The sequence below is a fragment of the Flagellimonas sp. 2504JD1-5 genome, assembly GCF_053618295.1.
Genome location: NZ_JBSIOU010000002.1, coordinates 904315 through 921661, shown reverse-complemented (window position 1 = coordinate 921661; position 17347 = coordinate 904315). Strand labels below are relative to the sequence as shown.

Annotated in this window: 12 protein-coding genes; 3 read left to right on the top strand and 9 right to left on the bottom strand. The window is 40.3% G+C overall.

Annotated elements, in window-relative coordinates; genetic code table 11:
* Window positions 1–140: 140 nt before the first annotated feature.
* Window positions 141–1781, bottom strand: coding sequence for a beta-N-acetylhexosaminidase (locus tag ACULLG_RS13655; RefSeq protein ID WP_452127353.1), 1641 nt, complete (start codon window positions 1779–1781; stop codon window positions 141–143).
* 35 nt (window positions 1782–1816) lie between these two features.
* Window positions 1817–5485: a phosphoribosylformylglycinamidine synthase gene (gene purL, locus ACULLG_RS13650; RefSeq protein ID WP_452127352.1), complete on the bottom strand. Its 3669-nt coding sequence runs from the start codon at window positions 5483–5485 to the stop codon at window positions 1817–1819.
* A 261-nt stretch (window positions 5486–5746) separates the two neighbouring features.
* Between purL and ACULLG_RS13645 the strand changes: the two genes are divergently transcribed.
* Entirely contained in the window at window positions 5747–7351 is a 1605-nt protein-coding gene (locus tag ACULLG_RS13645) for an amidohydrolase (RefSeq protein WP_452127351.1), read from the top strand.
* Window positions 7352–7356: 5 nt separating this feature from the next.
* Here ACULLG_RS13645 and ACULLG_RS13640 read toward each other — a convergent pair whose 3' ends face one another.
* Window positions 7357–8571 (bottom strand): RsmB/NOP family class I SAM-dependent RNA methyltransferase, encoded by a 1215-nt coding sequence (locus tag ACULLG_RS13640; protein WP_452127350.1) that lies wholly within the window; start codon window positions 8569–8571, stop codon window positions 7357–7359.
* A gap of 73 nt (window positions 8572–8644) precedes the next feature.
* Here ACULLG_RS13640 and ACULLG_RS13635 point away from each other — a divergent pair, with 73 nt between their 5' ends.
* Together ACULLG_RS13635 and ACULLG_RS13630 are read left to right on the top strand one after the other, a co-directional pair.
* Window positions 8645–9673: a WD40/YVTN/BNR-like repeat-containing protein gene (locus ACULLG_RS13635; protein ID WP_452127349.1), complete on the top strand. Its 1029-nt coding sequence runs from the start codon at window positions 8645–8647 to the stop codon at window positions 9671–9673.
* A gap of 167 nt (window positions 9674–9840) precedes the next feature.
* On the top strand, window positions 9841–11571 hold the full coding sequence (locus ACULLG_RS13630) for a carboxypeptidase-like regulatory domain-containing protein (RefSeq protein ID WP_452127348.1): 1731 nt from the start codon (window positions 9841–9843) through the stop codon (window positions 11569–11571).
* Between the two features lie 52 nt (window positions 11572–11623).
* Here ACULLG_RS13630 and ACULLG_RS13625 read toward each other — a convergent pair whose 3' ends face one another.
* From ACULLG_RS13625 to ACULLG_RS13600, 6 genes are all read right to left on the bottom strand, one after another.
* Window positions 11624–11974: a DUF6515 family protein gene (locus tag ACULLG_RS13625; protein ID WP_452127347.1), complete on the bottom strand. Its 351-nt coding sequence runs from the start codon at window positions 11972–11974 to the stop codon at window positions 11624–11626.
* A gap of 108 nt (window positions 11975–12082) precedes the next feature.
* Window positions 12083–12523: a hypothetical protein gene (locus ACULLG_RS13620; protein ID WP_452127346.1), complete on the bottom strand. Its 441-nt coding sequence runs from the start codon at window positions 12521–12523 to the stop codon at window positions 12083–12085.
* Complete coding sequence (locus ACULLG_RS13615) at window positions 12516–13046, bottom strand: hypothetical protein (RefSeq protein ID WP_452127345.1); 531 nt, start codon at window positions 13044–13046, stop codon at window positions 12516–12518. Before ACULLG_RS13615 ends, ACULLG_RS13620 begins: the two co-directional genes overlap by 8 nt.
* A 34-nt stretch (window positions 13047–13080) precedes the next feature.
* Window positions 13081–13623: an RNA polymerase sigma factor gene (locus ACULLG_RS13610; RefSeq protein ID WP_452127344.1), complete on the bottom strand. Its 543-nt coding sequence runs from the start codon at window positions 13621–13623 to the stop codon at window positions 13081–13083.
* Between the two features lie 182 nt (window positions 13624–13805).
* Entirely contained in the window at window positions 13806–15635 is a 1830-nt protein-coding gene (locus ACULLG_RS13605) for an ABC transporter ATP-binding protein (protein WP_452127343.1), read from the bottom strand.
* A gap of 4 nt (window positions 15636–15639) precedes the next feature.
* Window positions 15640–17346, bottom strand: coding sequence for a phospho-sugar mutase (locus ACULLG_RS13600; RefSeq protein WP_452127342.1), 1707 nt, complete (start codon window positions 17344–17346; stop codon window positions 15640–15642).
* Window position 17347 lies beyond the last annotated feature (1 nt).

The following is a 17347-nucleotide window of genomic DNA, read 5'->3' as shown; positions in this document are numbered from 1 at the left end:
GAACCGGGATTTTAAAATGGAAAATTCAATTATATCCCCCTTTAATTGAAAACCAATCAATCTTGAGGGATTAAAAAAGGCCTTCAATGTGAAGGCCCAATTTGGTTGGTATTTAATTAAATATGAGTGAAAATTGATGATTATTCCTCCAAGACTTTGGCATAATTGATTCCTAAGGCATCCCATTCCTTTTGTTTGATTTTTAAAGCTGTTTTAAAACTTTCAAAATCCTTGTTCTTTGGCTGGGTCCACCCAACTTCGGCATAGGCTGCAATTCTTGGATAGGTCTGACGCTCCACATCTTTGTTCGTTGGGGTCCATTCGCTCCACATTTGACAACCCAGACCATAGATGTTCTCATGGTATTGGGACTCCAAACCTTCCGGAATAGGGTCGAAACTGTATGCTTTTTCCAACGAAATGCTTTCATAATTGTAGTCCAAATAGGTATTGCTGTGCAGGGAGTTTACGATGCCGTACCCTTTTTGAGCGGCTTCGGTGGCCAGATTAAGGTCCCCCTTCCAAAAATGCACAACGGTATTCTTGGCCAGTTCGGTCTGGGCCTCTTGATCATGTTTTTTTTCCTCAAAATCGCCATGGATGTTTTTGCCCATAATCTCATTCCAACCCATCATACGACGTCCATTTTGTGCTATAAATTTGGAAATTTTATTGGTAAACTGGATTTGAAGGTCTGCAGCGGTCTGTATTTCATGAGCCTTCATATAATCTTGTACGTGCTTGCTTTTGTTCCAGACTTCATAACCTACTTCATCACCGCCAATATGAACCACTTCCGAAGGAAAAAGTTCAAAAAGTTCCAGTAAAATATCCTTAACAAACTGCTCCACTTTTGGATTGGTCACATCATAATTGTCGTAATGACGTCCAAATTTAACAGGCACATCAATATCCTCTCCTGCCGTTCCCAACCAAGTATATGCAGCGATGGCAGCGCTGCTGTGACCAGGAATTTCAAATTCTGGGACAATGGTAATATGTCTTTCCGCTGCATAGTCCACCAATTCTTTGATTTCTTCTTGGGTATAAAATCCACCATGAGGTTCACCGGATAATTTTCCACTTTTCCAGGTTTCAATTTCCGAATCTGTTCTAAAACCTCCTACTTCGGTTAGTTTGGGATATTTTTTTATTTCGATTCGCCAACCCGCATCGTCCGTGAGGTGCCAATGAAAAATATTCATTTTAAGTGAAGCCATTTGGTCCAAAATTCCTTTTACAAAATCAGCACCATGAAAATAGCGAGACTCATCCAACATATAGGCCCTCCAACCAAACCGGGGCGCATCGTTGATGGTTAGGGCAGGAATAAGCCAAGGGGATTCATCGGAATCCTTGATTAATAATTGCTTTAAGGTTTCACCGGCATAGAAAAAACCAGTGGAAGTACTTGCTGAAATATTGATGCTTTTTGGAGAAACTTCCAAATGATAGGCTTCTTCATCAAGATTTTTATCCAGAGCTAGAACAATGTCTCCATCACTTTTTTGGGCAACCTTTATGCCCAGAGCTGTTTCATGCATTAAATTCTTGGCAAGCAAATTGGAAACGGAAGCATCAATTCCATTAGAATTCGCAATGGTCATTCCTTCCTCTAAGGCAAAGGAATTTTCGGATAATATCACCTCATTAGGTTGAGGTATTAGATTGATTTCATTGGAGGTGAAACTACGATGTTTACGTACACATCCTGTATTCAAAAGGAGGAAAATCGAGCAAAGTAGAAAAACTCCCTTTGCAAATCGAGCTTTGGCGTTCATTTTATGGTTTTAAAGTTATTGGTCCCTAAAAATAGTTATTTTGTTTGCATTATCCACTTTTTGGCATTGATAAAAGCTTGTAGCCAAGGTGAAACTGTATCGTTTCTATCTTTCGGATAGTGTGCCCAGTTCCATGGGAAAGTAGAGCGTTCAATATGGGGCATGGTTACCAAATGTCGACCGGTTTTATCGCAGAGCATTGCCGTGTTATAATCGCTCCCGTTTGGGTTGGCCGGATAAGCATCATAACCGTATTTCGCTACAATGTCATATTCCCTTTCGTCATGGGGAAGGTTAAATTTACCCTCTCCGTGAGAAATCCAAACCCCCAAGGTGGTACCTGCCAATGATGAAAGCATTACCGAGTTATTCTCCTGGATTTTTACCGATGTGAAATTACTTTCGTGCTTTCCTGAGTCATTATAGGTCATTCTGCCATGGGTGTCATGCTCTGGGTTGATCAAATCCAATTCCATGAATAATTGACAACCATTACAAATTCCAACAGAAAGGGTGTCAGGGCGAGCAAAGAAATCTTTGAGTGCCTTATTGGCTTTTTCGTTATACTTGAATGCTCCGGCCCATCCTTTGGCACTACCCAAAACATCAGAGTTGGAGAATCCACCAACAGCCCCGATAAATTGAATGTCTTCCAAGGTTTCCCTTCCCGTGATCAGGTCGGTCATGTGCACATCCTTCACATCAAATCCTGCCAAGTACATGGCATTGGCCATTTCACGTTCCGAATTACTACCTTTTTCCCTCAAAATGGCAGCTTTGGGTTGATTACTTCTTGACTGCGCTCGAGATGACAGTGAGCCATCAAAATTTGAGGGGAATTTATAGTCTAAAGGTTGATTCTTGTAGTTTTCATACCTGTCCTTGGCCAAATTACTGGCCGTTTGCTTGTCATCCAATAAATAGGAAGTCTTGAACCAAGTATCTCGTAATGAAGCTACATTCAATCCTATTTCAACACCATTGTTTTTGATGTTCAAAGTCTCTTGTGAACACACAGAGCCTATTTTTTTGTAATCAATTCCAGCTTCTGTCAAAACTTTTTCCACGGTGTTATCTTTCGATTGGAAAACCAGTCCGGCATTTTCTGAGAACAATAGTTTGATGATATCTTCTTCCTCAAGATTGGATAAATCCAGATTTGCACCCAAATCTATATCGGCAAAGCACATCTCCAAAAGTGTGGTGATCAATCCGCCGGAAGCAACGTCGTGTCCGGCTACGATCATATCATTTTTGACAAGTTCCTGTAGTGTATTGAAAGTTTGCTTTACATATGCGGCATCAACAATTGTTGGCGTTTCATTTCCTACTGAATTCAACACTTGTCCAAAAGAAGAGCCTCCCAATTTAAAATTGTCCTTGGATATATTTATATAATAAATATCACCTCCATTTTTTTGAAAGACGGGTTCTACCACCTTGGTAATATCATTACAATTTGCCGCTGCAGAGATAATCACGGTTCCAGGGGAGATGACATCCCCATCTTTGTATTTCTGTTTCATAGAAAGCGAATCCTTTCCTGTAGGGACATTGATTCCCAATGCAATGGCAAAGTCGGACACTGCTTCTACGGCCTCGTACAATCGGGCATCCTCGCCTTCATTTCTACAGGGCCACATCCAATTTGCTGATAGGGAGACCGATTGTAATCCATTTTTAAGAGGTGCCCAAACAATGTTTGTCAATGCCTCGGCTATACTATTTCTGCTCCCGGCCGATGGGTCAATCAATGCGGAAACAGGAGAGTGTCCAATACTTGTTGCAATACCTTCCTTACCTTTAAAATCCAAGGCCATAACTCCACAATTGTTCAAAGGTAATTGTAAAGGACCAGCGCATTGCTGTTTGGCTACATGTCCGCCAACGCAGCGATCCACTTTATTGGTCAACCAATCTTTGCAAGCAACTGCTTCCAATTGCAACACTTGCTCCAAATAATCATGGAAATGCTCCAATGAATAGGCTGGAGCATCGTAAGTTCTTTCCAAAGCAGTATCCTCCATTATGGTTTTTGGTGAACTCCCGAACATATCAGAAAGCTCCAAATCCATAGGTTTTTCCCCAGTTTTTTCTGAAGCAAAGGTAAATTTGTGGTCACCAGTCACGGTTCCAACATCATACATGGGTGAGCGCTCTCGTGTTGCGACACGGTCGAGCAGCTCCATATCTTTTTCACCAATGACCAATCCCATGCGTTCTTGGGATTCATTACCAATAAGTTCTTTTGCCGATAGGGTGGGGTCTCCAACAGGAAGTTTGTCTGTGTTGATGACACCTCCAGTTTCCTCAACCAATTCAGATAAACAGTTGAGGTGACCACCTGCGCCATGATCATGGATAGAGACAATGGGATTATCATGGCTTTCGAGAAGGCCACGAATGGCATTGGATGCCCTTTTTTGCATTTCCGGATTGGAACGTTGCACGGCATTCAATTCAATGGCCGAACTAAATTCTCCCGTATCGGCGCTGGAAACAGCAGCACCACCCATACCAATTCGGTAATTGTCGCCACCTAAGATTACAATTTTATCCCCTTTGTTTGGAGTGTCTTTTAGGGCTTGGTCAGCTTTTCCATAGCCAATCCCGCCGGCAAGCATAATAACTTTGTCAAAACCAAGTCGTCGCGCTTCTTCCTTATGTTCAAAAGTCAGTACGGAACCTGAAATTAAGGGTTGGCCAAATTTATTCCCAAAATCGGAAGCTCCATTGGAAGCTTTTATTAAAATATCCATTGGAGTTTGGTACAGCCAATCACGTTCTTGCATCCCATTTTCCCAAGGGCGGTTTTCCTCCAAACGAGAGTAGGAGGTCATATAGACTGCTGAACCCGCTAGTGGCAACGAACCTTTTCCTCCTGCTAGCCTATCCCGAATTTCACCACCTGACCCTGTTGCGGCGCCGTTGAAAGGCTCCACTGTGGTCGGGAAATTATGGGTTTCGGCTTTTAACGAAATGACGGAATCAAAATCTTTTTCCTCATAAAAATCAGGTTTGTCGGCACTTTTAGGAGCAAATTGCACCGCTTTTGGACCTTTAATAAAGGCAACATTGTCCTTATATGCGGAAACAATATCATTTGGATTTTCCTCTGATGTTTTCTTAATCAGTTTAAAAAGAGAACTTGGTTTTTCCTCACCATCAATGACAAAAGTGCCGTTGAAAATTTTGTGACGGCAATGTTCTGAATTTACCTGACTGAAACCGAACACTTCAGAATCCGTGAGTTTTCTTCCAATTTTTTCAGAAAGATTTTCCAAATAAGCAATTTCGTCTTCACTGAGGGCTAAACCCTCCTTTTGATTGTATGCCGCAATGTCATCTATTTCCAAAATGGCTTCTGGAACAATATCGATGGTAAAAATCTCTTGGTTCAACCCCTGATATTTTTGAAAAAGCATAGGGTCATAATCAGTATTATCCTTGTTTGTGGAATGAAATTCCTCAATCCGAAGGATTCCTTCCAGGCCCATATTCTGGGTTATCTCGGTGGCGTTGGTACTCCAAGGTGTGATCATGGCAGCACGAGGCCCAATAAAAAAGGCGTCAAGAGACGCCGAGTTTATCTTAGGTTGGTTGCCGAACAACCATGTCAATTTTTTTATGTCTTTTGGTGCAATTTCTTGTGCAGTTTGGACAGCAAATACTTTTGTTGCGATGTCCCCAAAGAAATGAATCATATCAGCCTAATTGTTGAACAGATTAAGAAAATGCAAATTTACGAGTTTAGCTTGAATTATGATCTATGGAAAACGAGAGTTGTTAACGGGAAAGTGTTGATAGTTTACCAGAAGGAACACATATAAAAAACTTCGTTTGGATAGAGCGTTCATAAATTAATAACTCTTCAATTTTCCGCCGGAACCCTTTACCGGATTAGTTAAATTCAAGCTTTTATTTAGTATTTTAGAAGGATTGTTAGCTAATTCAAATCCAACCCAATGAAAAAACAAAGTCCTGTTTTAACAGGTTTACTTGTTGTATTGCTATTTTCAATAAGTATTCCGTCGGTCCATGCTCAAAAAAAGTATTCCAAATCTAAAATAGCCAAATTGAAATCTGAGGTTGCAGCCTTGATCGAAGCTGATAAAAAGCAAGCTCAGATCATGGTCGATAAAATATTCAGCTTTGCTGAATTAGGATTTCAAGAGGTAGAGAGTTCCAAATATCTTACAGGTATTCTTTCAGACAATGGATTCACCATAGAACATTCCGTTTCTGGAATACCCACAGCATGGTTTGCCACATGGGAAAACGGTGAAGGACCTGTAATTGCGATTGGCAGTGATGTAGATTGTATCCCCAAAGCATCGCAGTATCCGGGAGTTGCCTATCACAAACCCATGGTTGATGGTGCTCCTGGCCATGGTGAAGGACATAATGCAGGCATTCCGCTCAACATTTCAGCAGTACTTGCGGTAAAGAAAATTATGGAACGTGAACAAATCGGAGGTACTCTTGTAGTTTGGCCAGGGATTGCCGAAGAATTGGTAGCGGCAAAGGCTTGGTATGTTCGTGATGGTCTCTTTGATAAGATTGACATGTGCATTTTTACGCATGTGAGCAACAATTTGAGCGTAAGTTATGGTCCTTCTCGAGGCACGGGACTCATTTCCGTTGAATATTCATTTGAGGGTGAAGCAGCACATTCTGCTGGTTCCCCGTGGCGTGGACGAAGCGCATTGGATGCCGCGGAACTAATGAATATTGGCTGGAATTATAAAAGAGAACATTTGCATCCCTTGCGTCGTTCGCACTCTATTTTTACAGATGCAGGTGACCAACCCAATGTGGTACCTTCAAAAGCATCCATTTGGTTTTATTTTCGGGATATAAAATATGATGGCATCATGGAAATGTATGCTACGGCCAATGACATGGCAAAAGGAGCGGCATTGATGACAGGTACCACTATGAAATCAAAGGTTTTGGGTGCTGCCTGGCCAAGACATTTTAATAAAGTAATTGCGGAAACCATGTATGCTAATATCAAAAAGGTGGGACTGCCCAAATGGTCCGAAGCAGACCAGACCCTGGCGAAAGCGGTACAAGCTGAAGTGAACTCCAAAAAAACAGAGGGATTGGCAGTGAAGTTGGATACTATAGGACTACCTGTAGTGGAGCCCGTGAGCGGAGGGTCTGATGACATTGGGGATATTTCATGGAAAGTGCCCACAGTAACTATGCGTTTCCCTTCGAACATTCCTGGTTTGCAAGGTCATCATTGGAGCAATGCCATTACTATGGCCACGCCAATAGCTCATAAGGGAGTAGTAGCTGGGGCAAAGGTAGAGGCGATGACGCTTATGGACTTTTTACTTAAACCGGAACTACTGAAACAAGCTTGGGATTATTTCAACAACGAACAAACAAGGGAAACCAAGTTTGAACCCATGATTTCTGAAGATGATATGCCTCCAATCTATCTAAATAAAGACAAACAAGATCAGTTTAGAACAGCTCTGGAAAAATTTTATTACGATGAAACCAAATACGATTCATATTTGGAGCAGTTAGGGGTGGAGTATCCGACCCTAAGAGAATAGAAGGCTTATTTTTTCCTTTTTAAAAGGGCCATATAGAATCCGTCGTAACCTTTTTCGGAAGCATAGATATTTTGCTCTTTTACCAATTCAAAACCTTCACCAGATTCAGAATTAAGGAAAGTGACAACTTGCTCTGTATTTTCCTGTGGAAGCACGGAACAAGTAGCGTAAACCATTTCACCATCTTTTTTTACCATTTTGCTATAGTTCTGTAGAATTTCTTGTTGAACGCCCATGATTCGGTCAATAAATTGTGGTTCCAATTTCCATTTGGAGTCTGGGTTTCTTCGTATGACACCTAAACCAGAACATGGGGCATCAAGCAAAAGCTTATCTGCGCTGTTGTGCAGTTTTTTGATGACTTTGGTGGAATCAATTACCCGTGTTTCCACATTATGGACTCCGTTTCTTCGTGTTCTTTTTTTAAGCTTTTTCAACTTACTTTCATAAATATCCAAAGCAATCAGTTGCCCTTTGTTTTCCATTTGGGAAGCTAAATGGAGGGTTTTTCCTCCTGCTCCAGCACAAGCATCAATTACTCGCTGGCCCGGTTTTACATCCAGAAATGGTGCGACCAATTGGGACGATGCATCTTGAACTTCAAAAAAGCCATTTTTAAAAGCTTCCGTAACAAAAACGTTTTTGCGTTCGGTTAGTTTCAGCGCATCTGGGTGTCCATCAACAGTGGTGGTTTCAATGTCATTTACGGCAAGAGCTGCTTGCAGTTGTTCTTTTTTAATTTTAAGAGTGTTGGTTCTTAAAATCACTTCCGCCTGTTTGTTAAGGGCAGCAATTTCCTTGGTCCAGAGTTTATTGCCTAACGATTTTTCACCCAGTTCGTCCAACCAGTCGGGAATAGATTCTCTAAATTTTCTAATTTTTGAGAGTTCATCGAATTTTCCTTTGATACGGCGTTCCGGGGTGTCCTCAATTTGTTTCCAATCAGGTATTCGAATCCCGCGAAGTACACACCAAACGGCAAACAATCGGAACAAATGTGGCCTTGAATAGGGTTCGTGCACTTCCGCGATTTCAGTGTATAATCTTTTCCAACGGACAATATCGTACGTTGTTTCGGCAATAAAACCTCTGTCGCGGGCTCCCCATCGTTTGTCGTGCCGCAATACTTTTTCAATGACCTTGTCCGCATATTCCTTTTCGTTAAATATGAGATTGAGGGCATCAATGACCGCAAAAACTAGATTTCTATGTAATCGCATCTTAAAAATTAAGGATTGCAAAGGTATGGTTTCTAATAAGATTCCGTTTACATTTGGGTAAAGCTGTTTTTAAATGAAATATAGTCTGATTTTTGGGGCATTGTTGATTATCGGGTGCACAACAGAGGAAAAATCTATCCAATTTTCTGAAGTACAAATAGAAACTATTTTCCAAGACTCTGTAAGCATTCGCGCCATCGAATTTTTGGATTCCAACACACTTGCATTTGCAGGGAGTAATGGTATTTATGGCTCTGTTGATGTTCGAACAAGTAAGGTCAGAAGCAATATTCAGCAACATGACTCCGTTATTCCCGCTTTTAGAGCTGTGGCCCATACTGATTCTGATTTTTTTATGCTTTCCATTGCTAGCCCGGCACTGTTGTACAAAACTGGAGAATCTGGAAAAATGGAATTGGTTTATATTGAAGAAGGCGAAGGTGTTTTTTATGATTCCATGAAGTTCTGGAACAATTTTGAAGGCATCGCAATAGGCGATACAACGGATGACTGTCTATCCATTATAATTACTAGGGATGGTGGTAAGAGCTGGAATAAATTACCTTGTTCCCAGCTGCCAAAGTCTACCGAGGCTGAAGGAGCATTTGCAGCAAGCAACACCAATATTGATATAGTTGGAGATAAGGTTTGGTTTGGCACCACTGCGGGCAATGTGTATTCCTCTGCGGATAAAGGAATGACCTGGAAAGTAAATCAAACCCCTATTGTCAAGGATAAACCAACTGAAGGAATTTATTCCATTGATTTTTATGATGAGAATTTAGGTTTTGCCATTGGAGGTGACTATACCGACCCAAATTCCAATAAAAAAAACAAAATAATAACAACAAACTGGGGTAAAACATGGAATTTGATTGCTGATGGGCAGGAGCCCAATTATAAAAGCTGTGTGCAGTTTGTTCCGAATGCAGATGGAAAAACGCTGGTTGCTGTTGGATTTACGGGAATCTCATGTTCAAATGATCAGGGAATGAGTTGGAAGCAAATAAGCGACGAAAGCTTTTATACTCTGCGTTTTTTAAACGATTCGATTGCCTATGCAGCAGGGAAACATAGAATTTCCAAACTGGTATTCAAATAGAGCTAAAGTCCATCTTTTCATAACAATGCTTAGTTACCTAATGGAAATGGAGGACAATCATATTGATTTTTAGCTTTTTACCTCAAAAATTGATCGTCATATGTTAACTTTATATGGCTTAATTTTTGATGTTACTTTTTCGTATTAACGCAATAATTTGGTATGCCATGAAAAACTTGTTACTCTTTTTGATTCTTCCATGTCTTGTATTTTCCCAAGAAGACACTTTAAATGTTTATGGTACAATTACCGACACCGAAAGCACCGGAACACTTGCAAAAGTAAGAGTTGAGGTAAAAGGAACCTCTGAGAGTACGGAAACCGATTCCCAAGGTCGATATAACATTCAAGCTAAACCTGGTGACATACTGATGTTTAAGCGTGTGGGAATGGAGACCATTGAAATTATAGCTGAAGACGTTACATCCTTGCTTAATATTGAGATGAGACCCAAAACGGAACGTTTGGATGAAGTCGTAGTTAGGAAAAAAGGGATAAAAACCCAAAAAGAACTGGAAAGAGAGTTTGCAGCCAATAAGAGATTAATAAGAACATATTACGGTATTCTAGATGCTGATAGAGTGGGTTATACTATGCGCGTTATGGATGGGGACGATTTTACCCTAGGGTTTGTTGACGTGTTGGATGTACTCCAGGCTCGATTTCCCGGGATTTATACTTTAGGTAGCCCAGAAGCAGTAGGTTTTAGAAAGGCTTATTTAAATAGAACCCGAACTTTAAACGGAAATGTTCCGCTTATATATGAAATAGATGGTGTGGTTACCGGTGACCTTCCTTTTATCCCTGTAACGGAAATTGACCGGCTTGCGGTAATTTCTGGCACGGGGGGCACCCTTCGTTATGGAATCAGGGGCGCTGGGGGCGTGGTTGTAATCAACACAAAAAGGGGAGTAGCAATGTATGAAAAATCTGCTGCATCCAAATTAGGTATTCCCGAATTCAATAGTTCGGATTTGGTGGATTATGAGGAATCTGAAATGTTTGGAGACTTCGTCAATTCGATGTCCTTGGAAAATGCGTTAAACAAATTAGAAATTCTAAAGTCATCGCCAAGAACATCGGCTTATACCTATTTACAAGCTTATACCTATTTCCAAAGGAAATGGCCCAACCAATCGGCGAAAGAAGAGATTTTGGATTTGATTTTGGAAAAACATTCCAATGATCCTGTTGTTATGAAATCTTTGGCCTACATACTTGAAGATTTAAATGAATTTGATACCGCTTTGGAAGTTTATCAGCAGCTGTTTGAAATTAGACCGGACTATGAGCAATCGTATAGGGATGTCGCCAATGCCTACCAGCAGACGGGAGACCCTAAAACGGCGCTCCGATTTTACATGAATAAAGATGGTTTTCCAAGGTTCGATGAAAAATCCTCTCAAAATAGAGAGGGCATTGATTTTATAATGCTTACCGAATTGAACGCCCTTTTAAAAAATAACCTTACGGAATTGGGAATTGAAAACAAAAAGAATTTAGGAAAGGTGCCCAATGGTACCAGATTACTGTTTGAATGGTCCCATGGAGAGGCAGAGTTTGAGGTACAGCTCGTAAACCCCAAAAAGAGATATTTTACTTGGACCCATGAAAATATCAAGGATAAGGAAAGGATTCGCGATGAGAAGCTTCGTGGATATTCTTCAAAACAATTTTTTCTAGACAATGACCTGCAAGGAAACTGGCAAGTAAATCTCAAATACTTTGGCAATAAATCCGCTGTGCCCACATATTTAAAGGTAACATTGTGGACAAATTTTGGTACCGCTTTTGAAAATAGGATGATGAAGTTGTTCCGATTAGAAAACAAAGATGACAACTACAAATTGGCGTCTTTTGTGAATAGTCCTTTAGTGGCGGAAAATCAAGGAAAATAAAAAAAGAGCGGTAAAAACCGCTCCTTTAACTTACAACTAACCTAAAAACCGACTAAACAGTTACCACTATAAAGTGTTTTCCTCTTTTTTTGTACCAAACACCTCTGTATTTGTATAGCTTTCTTCCGTTAACAACGACTACTTTTCGTGCTCTTGGCAATTTTCTGACTTTAATTCCCGTTGGAGCGGCGCAAACCACGTATTTTTTACCTCTTGTTTTATACCAAACACCATCGGCGAAATAGAAATTGGTCTTTTTATGGACGACAACCTTTGGTTTAGTCACTTTGGTAACTACCGTGCCATGTTTTGGATATACACGAACCACAGTGCGTTGTGCAGAGGCTGCCAATATTGTTCCTAAAAATGCTATTGTGAATACTATTGTTTTCAAATTTTTCATAACGTAGATTTTTATGGTTTATACTTCTTTGACTACCGATCTGAACTAGGGTTTAATTAAAAAAGGAGCCTTTTGGCTCCTTTTTTATGTTTTTTGTCGATTTTGGAATTATTGACCCCCCCTTCGCTTTCTCATTTGTTGTAGCAAACGTCTTTTAAAATCTTCCTCAGCCTTTAATAATAATACGGTCTTTTTGGGCGAAATCACATTTCTGATTTTGGATATAAAACTTTGTTCGGCGGCATGTCTTTCTTTTTGAATGGCAAGGAACTTATCCAAAAGGGCAGAGGCCTCTCCATCGGATAGATCCTGAATCATCGATATTTGAGATCTCAGTTCCAATCGCTCTCTTCTGCGAATTGCCTCTAAGGTTTCTTCATATTCGTTATATATAGGCCAAAATACCTGTGCTTCCTTGGCCGTAAGCCCGACCCTTTCTGTAATAAAGGCCACTTTTAGGGTTTTAATTCGTTCCCTACCAGGTCCTTGGGCATAAAACCACGAGGTTCCCATGAAACAAACCAACAGTATGAGTAATTTTTTATTCATAATCATCGTAATCTAAATTTAAATCTTCGATATCCTCCACATTTTCATCTAAATATTCCAAGATATTCTCTTCTTCCAATTGGCTTTCCAAAACATCATTTACACTCAGTTCGTCTATGGCAACGACTTCAGCCAATTCGTATGAGCTAAGGTCCAAATCAGTAGCGTCAAAATAGGCATCGATTTCGGCAGAAGCTAAATCCTCAAAGGCAATTGGGGTTTCTGTTTTCCAATTTAATCCGAAAACTAATAGAAATACAGCTGCAATCGCTGCGACGCCGTAATAGATTTTTTTATAAGATTTTAGTTGGATGACCTTAGGTTCATTTTGGTCAATTTGAGCCAAGACTTTTTCAGGAAGTTGCTCAAAATACCCATCGGGCACACCAAACCCATCCGATTTTGGTATAATCGATGCTGACTGCCCACTTTCTTGCTGTTTGATTTTATCCATGAGTCGATCATGAAAACTATCAAAATAGCCCTCCGGGGTCTTAAAATTATTTTCCTTATCCTTTCCCATCTTTTTTAATTAGACCGCTAATACCATTAAAGGTTTAATCCGCCTTAAGATACGTTTCAATTTTCTTTACCGCCAAATGGTATGACGCTTTTAAAGCTCCGACGGATGTTTCCAGTACTTCAGAAATCTCCTCGTATTTCATTTCCTGATAGTATTTCATGGTAAATACCAATTTTTGTTTATCAGGAAGTGTGGCCATCGCCTTTTGCAATTTCAACTGGATTTCAGTTCCTTCAAAATATACATCCGATTGTAAATTCTCTATCATGCTCATCTTTAACTCTTCATCACTGACTCCCATTTTTTTTGATTTTTGTTTCAAAAATGTCAGCGATTCATTGGTTGCAATCCGATACATCCACGAATAGAGCTTGCTGTCCCCTTTAAAACCATCAATGTTTCGATACACCTTTATAAAGGTGTTTTGAAGTACATCATCGGCATCATCATGGTTTAAAACAATCCTTCGAATATGCCAATACAAACGTTCTTTGTAAGTATTAACTAATACCTCAAAGGCGCGTGCCTGGCTTTCTTTTTGTTTTAGCTCGTTGACTAAGGTTTCCTCAGCAATCAAATGTTTCTACATTTTGGTGCTATGACTAAGGTAGTGGAAAAAGGTTTAATTTTTTAGATGTCTGATGTCTGATGTCTGATGTCTGATTTTAAGTTTACTCTCCGCACTTCCAACTTCGTGCATCCCACTTCCAACTTCGTACTTCCAACTTGATGTTTGCGATTTGATATTTGGAGTTTTTGCTACCCCAGTGTCTGCAACTCCACCAATTTCTTGTAGCCTTTTTTGGACTTCATCAACTCATCATGTGTGCCTTGTTCCACTATTTTTCCTTTACTCATCACCACGATGGAATCTGCATTCTGTATGGTGGAAAGTCTGTGAGCGATTACAATGGAGGTGCGATTCTGCATCATTTTTTCCAGTGCATCCTGTACTAAACGCTCACTTTCGGTGTCCAAGGCAGAGGTGGCCTCGTCAAGAATCATGATTGGTGGGTTTTTAAGTACGGCCCGAGCTATGGAAAGGCGCTGTTTTTGACCTCCACTAAGCTTGTTCCCACTATCACCGATATTGGTGTCGTATCCGTTGGGAAGTTCCATAATAAAGTCGTGGGCATTTGCAATTTTAGCAGCTTCTATAATCTCCTCTTCGGTGGCATTTTCCTTTCCAAGTCCAATGTTGTTTTTTACCGTGTCATTGAACAAAATGGAATCCTGGGTGACCAATCCCATCAAACTTCGTAACGATTTTTTGGTAATGTCCTTTATATTGGTGCCATCAATTGAAATTTCACCTTCGTTGACATCGTAAAAACGCGTGACCAAATTGGCAATGGTACTTTTTCCGCTTCCAGATTGCCCAACCAAGGCTACGGTATGTCCTTTTTTGACTTCCAGATTGAAATTTTCCAACACAAAATCATCTTCATATTTGAAGGAAACGTCTTTTATCGAAATATTTGAGGTTAATTCAGTTTTGATGGTGGCATTTTCGGCATCCGAAATGGGATTTGTTGTGTCCAATACATCAAAGATGCGTTCCGCAGATGCATTTCCTTTTTTGATGTTGTAGTTAACTGTTGTAATGGCTTTAACCGGGTTGATAATAGTGTAAAAAAGTCCAATATAACCCATAAACTCCTGAGGTGAGAGGGTGCTTTTATTGCCCAAAACCAAACTTCCACCGTACCATAAAACGGTTATTACCACGGCAACGCCCAAAAACTCACTAAAAGGGGAAGCCAGACCTTTACGTTGAAGTACAGAAATCATAATTTTTTTGAATCGAGAGGTCGATTCGGTGAACTTTGCGGTTAATCTTTCCTCGGCATTGAATCCTTTAATGATTTTTAAACCGCCTAAAGTTTCTTCAATAAATGACAAAAAGACTCCTGTTTCTTTTTGCGCTTCCAGGGACTGTGATTTCAATTTTTTACCGACGATGGAAATCAAAAATCCCGCAATGGGCAGAAAAATAAAAACAAACAAAGTGAGTTGAGCGCTAATAGCCAACATGGAAATCAATACAATTACTATAGTAATTGGCTCCCTCGCTAAGGCCTCAAGCGAATTGATAATGGAGTTCTCCACTTCTTTTACATCGGAGGTCATTCGTGCCAGCAAATCCCCTTTTCGGGCTTCGGAAAAGTATCCCAAGGGTAAATCGAGGGTTTTTAGATATAGGTTGTCCTGAATATCCTTCACCATTCCTGTTCTCAAATACGCCAAAACATACATTGCGGCATAACGAAACAAATTTTTCAAGAAGAAAATTACGATACTTGCTATGCAAATAAAGACCAGTGCGGCCAAAGGCCCTTCATTATCCACTTTAACGGTGAGAAAATGATTTAAAGAATCTTCGAGATAGGCTTTAAGGTTACCCATGCCTTCATAAACGGGAGCATTTTTAACTTCTTCCTGAGTTCCGAACAGGATTCCGAGCGTAGGAATAAAGATGATAATCGATAATACGTTGAAAATCGAATAAAGAATATTGAAAAATATATTCAGAATACCATATTTGCGATAGGGCACCGCAAAATGGAGAATCTTTTTAAAGTAATTCATTAACCTACAAATTCAGTTCGGAAAGGATTCCTTTTATTTTGGAATCCAACTGCGAATTTACGGATTTAAAATCGGCTGCTTTTTCCAATTTGGCATTTGTGGTGATGTAAAATTTGACCTTGGGCTCTGTTCCGCTAGGTCTGGCAGCTATACGAGTTCCATCTTCCGTTTCATAGATCAGCACATTGGATTTTGGTAGGTCCATGACTTTTTCTTCGCCAGTTTGCACATTTTTGGCAATAGAGGTGTTGTAATCTTCAACCCAAACCACTTTGGAACCTTGCACGGATGCAACAGGGTTTTCTTTGAAATCAATCAACATTTGTTTGATTTCCTCGGCACCACTAATTCCTTTTTTGGTCAAGGACACCAAATGTTCCTTATAAAAACCGAAATCCACATAGCAATCGATCAATTCTTTATAAAAGGAACTGCCATTGGCCTTGGCGTCTGCGGCAGATTCACAAGCCAATAGGGTAGAGGTGACCGCATCCTTATCACGAACAAAATCGCCTACCATATATCCAAAACTTTCCTCTCCGCCTCCTATAAAAGTCGACTCTGGAAAATCCTTGATCATTTTTCCAATCCATTTAAACCCGGTCAATGCTGTTTTGTATTCAACACCATAGGCTTTGGCCATCTGCTCCACCATTGGAGTGGAAACTATGGTCGAAGCTATAAATTCGTTGCCTTTAAACCCTTTTTTCTTGTATTGGTCCAAAAGGAATTTTGTCATGAGCACCATGGTCTGGTTCCCATTCAACAGTTCCATTTCACCATCTAAATTTCGAACGGCGATGCCCAAGCGATCACTATCTGGGTCAGTGCCCACTACCATATCAGCTCCAATTTCCTCAGCTTTTTTAATGGCGATTTTTAAAGCCTCGGGTTCTTCTGGATTTGGAGATTCCACGGTTGGAAAGTTTCCGTCAGGCTTTGCTTGCTCTTCTATTATTGTGACGTTATTATAGCCAGCACGTTTCAATACCTCTGGAATTGCAGTAATCGATGTTCCGTGAAGCGAGGTGAAAACAATTTTAAAATCATCCTTTCCTTTGGCTCCAAAACTACCTTTGCGCACGGATTCATCAAAAAAAGCTTCGTCAACATCTTTATCAATCAGCTGTATAAGGCTCCCATTGGCTTCAAATTTAATATCCTCGAAAGAAAGTGAGTTGATTTCAGCAATGATCTCGCCGTCCTGTGGAGGTACGATTTGTCCACCATCCGTCCAATAGACCTTATATCCATTGTATTCGGGTGGATTGTGGGAAGCGGTCAACACGATTCCGGCATGACAGTTCAAATGACGTACCGAAAAAGACAATTCAGGGGTTGTTCGCAATTCTGAAAACAGAAATACTCTGATTCCGTTGGCTGAAAAAACTTCAGATACGGTTTTGGCCAAAGTATCAGAATTATGTCGGCAGTCATAAGCAATCACCACTTTAATTTCCTCGTCTGGATACGACTTTTTCAGATAATTGCTGAGTCCCTGCGTATTTTTCCCCAGCGTATATTTGTTTATTCTATTGGTTCCAACGCCCATAACGCCTCGCATTCCACCGGTACCAAATTCCAGGTCTTTGTAAAAACGTTCTTTAAGTTCTTCGGGGTCGTTATTGATTAGATGTTGTACTTCTGCTTTGGTTTTTGAATCAAAAAAATCGGTCAACCAGGTTTGTGCGTTTGAGGTAATGGAATCCATT

Coding starts and splice junctions, on each gene's coding strand:
- ACULLG_RS13655 (WP_452127353.1), bottom strand. CDS start 1,781: ATGAACGCCAAAGCTCGATTTGCAAAGGGAGTTTTTCTACTTTGCTCG.
- purL (WP_452127352.1), bottom strand. CDS start 5,485: ATGATTCATTTCTTTGGGGACATCGCAACAAAAGTATTTGCTGTCCAA.
- ACULLG_RS13645 (WP_452127351.1), top strand. CDS start 5,747: ATGAAAAAACAAAGTCCTGTTTTAACAGGTTTACTTGTTGTATTGCTA.
- ACULLG_RS13640 (WP_452127350.1), bottom strand. CDS start 8,571: ATGCGATTACATAGAAATCTAGTTTTTGCGGTCATTGATGCCCTCAAT.
- ACULLG_RS13635 (WP_452127349.1), top strand. CDS start 8,645: ATGAAATATAGTCTGATTTTTGGGGCATTGTTGATTATCGGGTGCACA.
- ACULLG_RS13630 (WP_452127348.1), top strand. CDS start 9,841: ATGAAAAACTTGTTACTCTTTTTGATTCTTCCATGTCTTGTATTTTCC.
- ACULLG_RS13625 (WP_452127347.1), bottom strand. CDS start 11,974: ATGAAAAATTTGAAAACAATAGTATTCACAATAGCATTTTTAGGAACA.
- ACULLG_RS13620 (WP_452127346.1), bottom strand. CDS start 12,523: ATGAATAAAAAATTACTCATACTGTTGGTTTGTTTCATGGGAACCTCG.
- ACULLG_RS13615 (WP_452127345.1), bottom strand. CDS start 13,046: ATGGGAAAGGATAAGGAAAATAATTTTAAGACCCCGGAGGGCTATTTT.
- ACULLG_RS13605 (WP_452127343.1), bottom strand. CDS start 15,635: ATGAATTACTTTAAAAAGATTCTCCATTTTGCGGTGCCCTATCGCAAA.
- ACULLG_RS13600 (WP_452127342.1), bottom strand. CDS start 17,346: ATGGATTCCATTACCTCAAACGCACAAACCTGGTTGACCGATTTTTTT.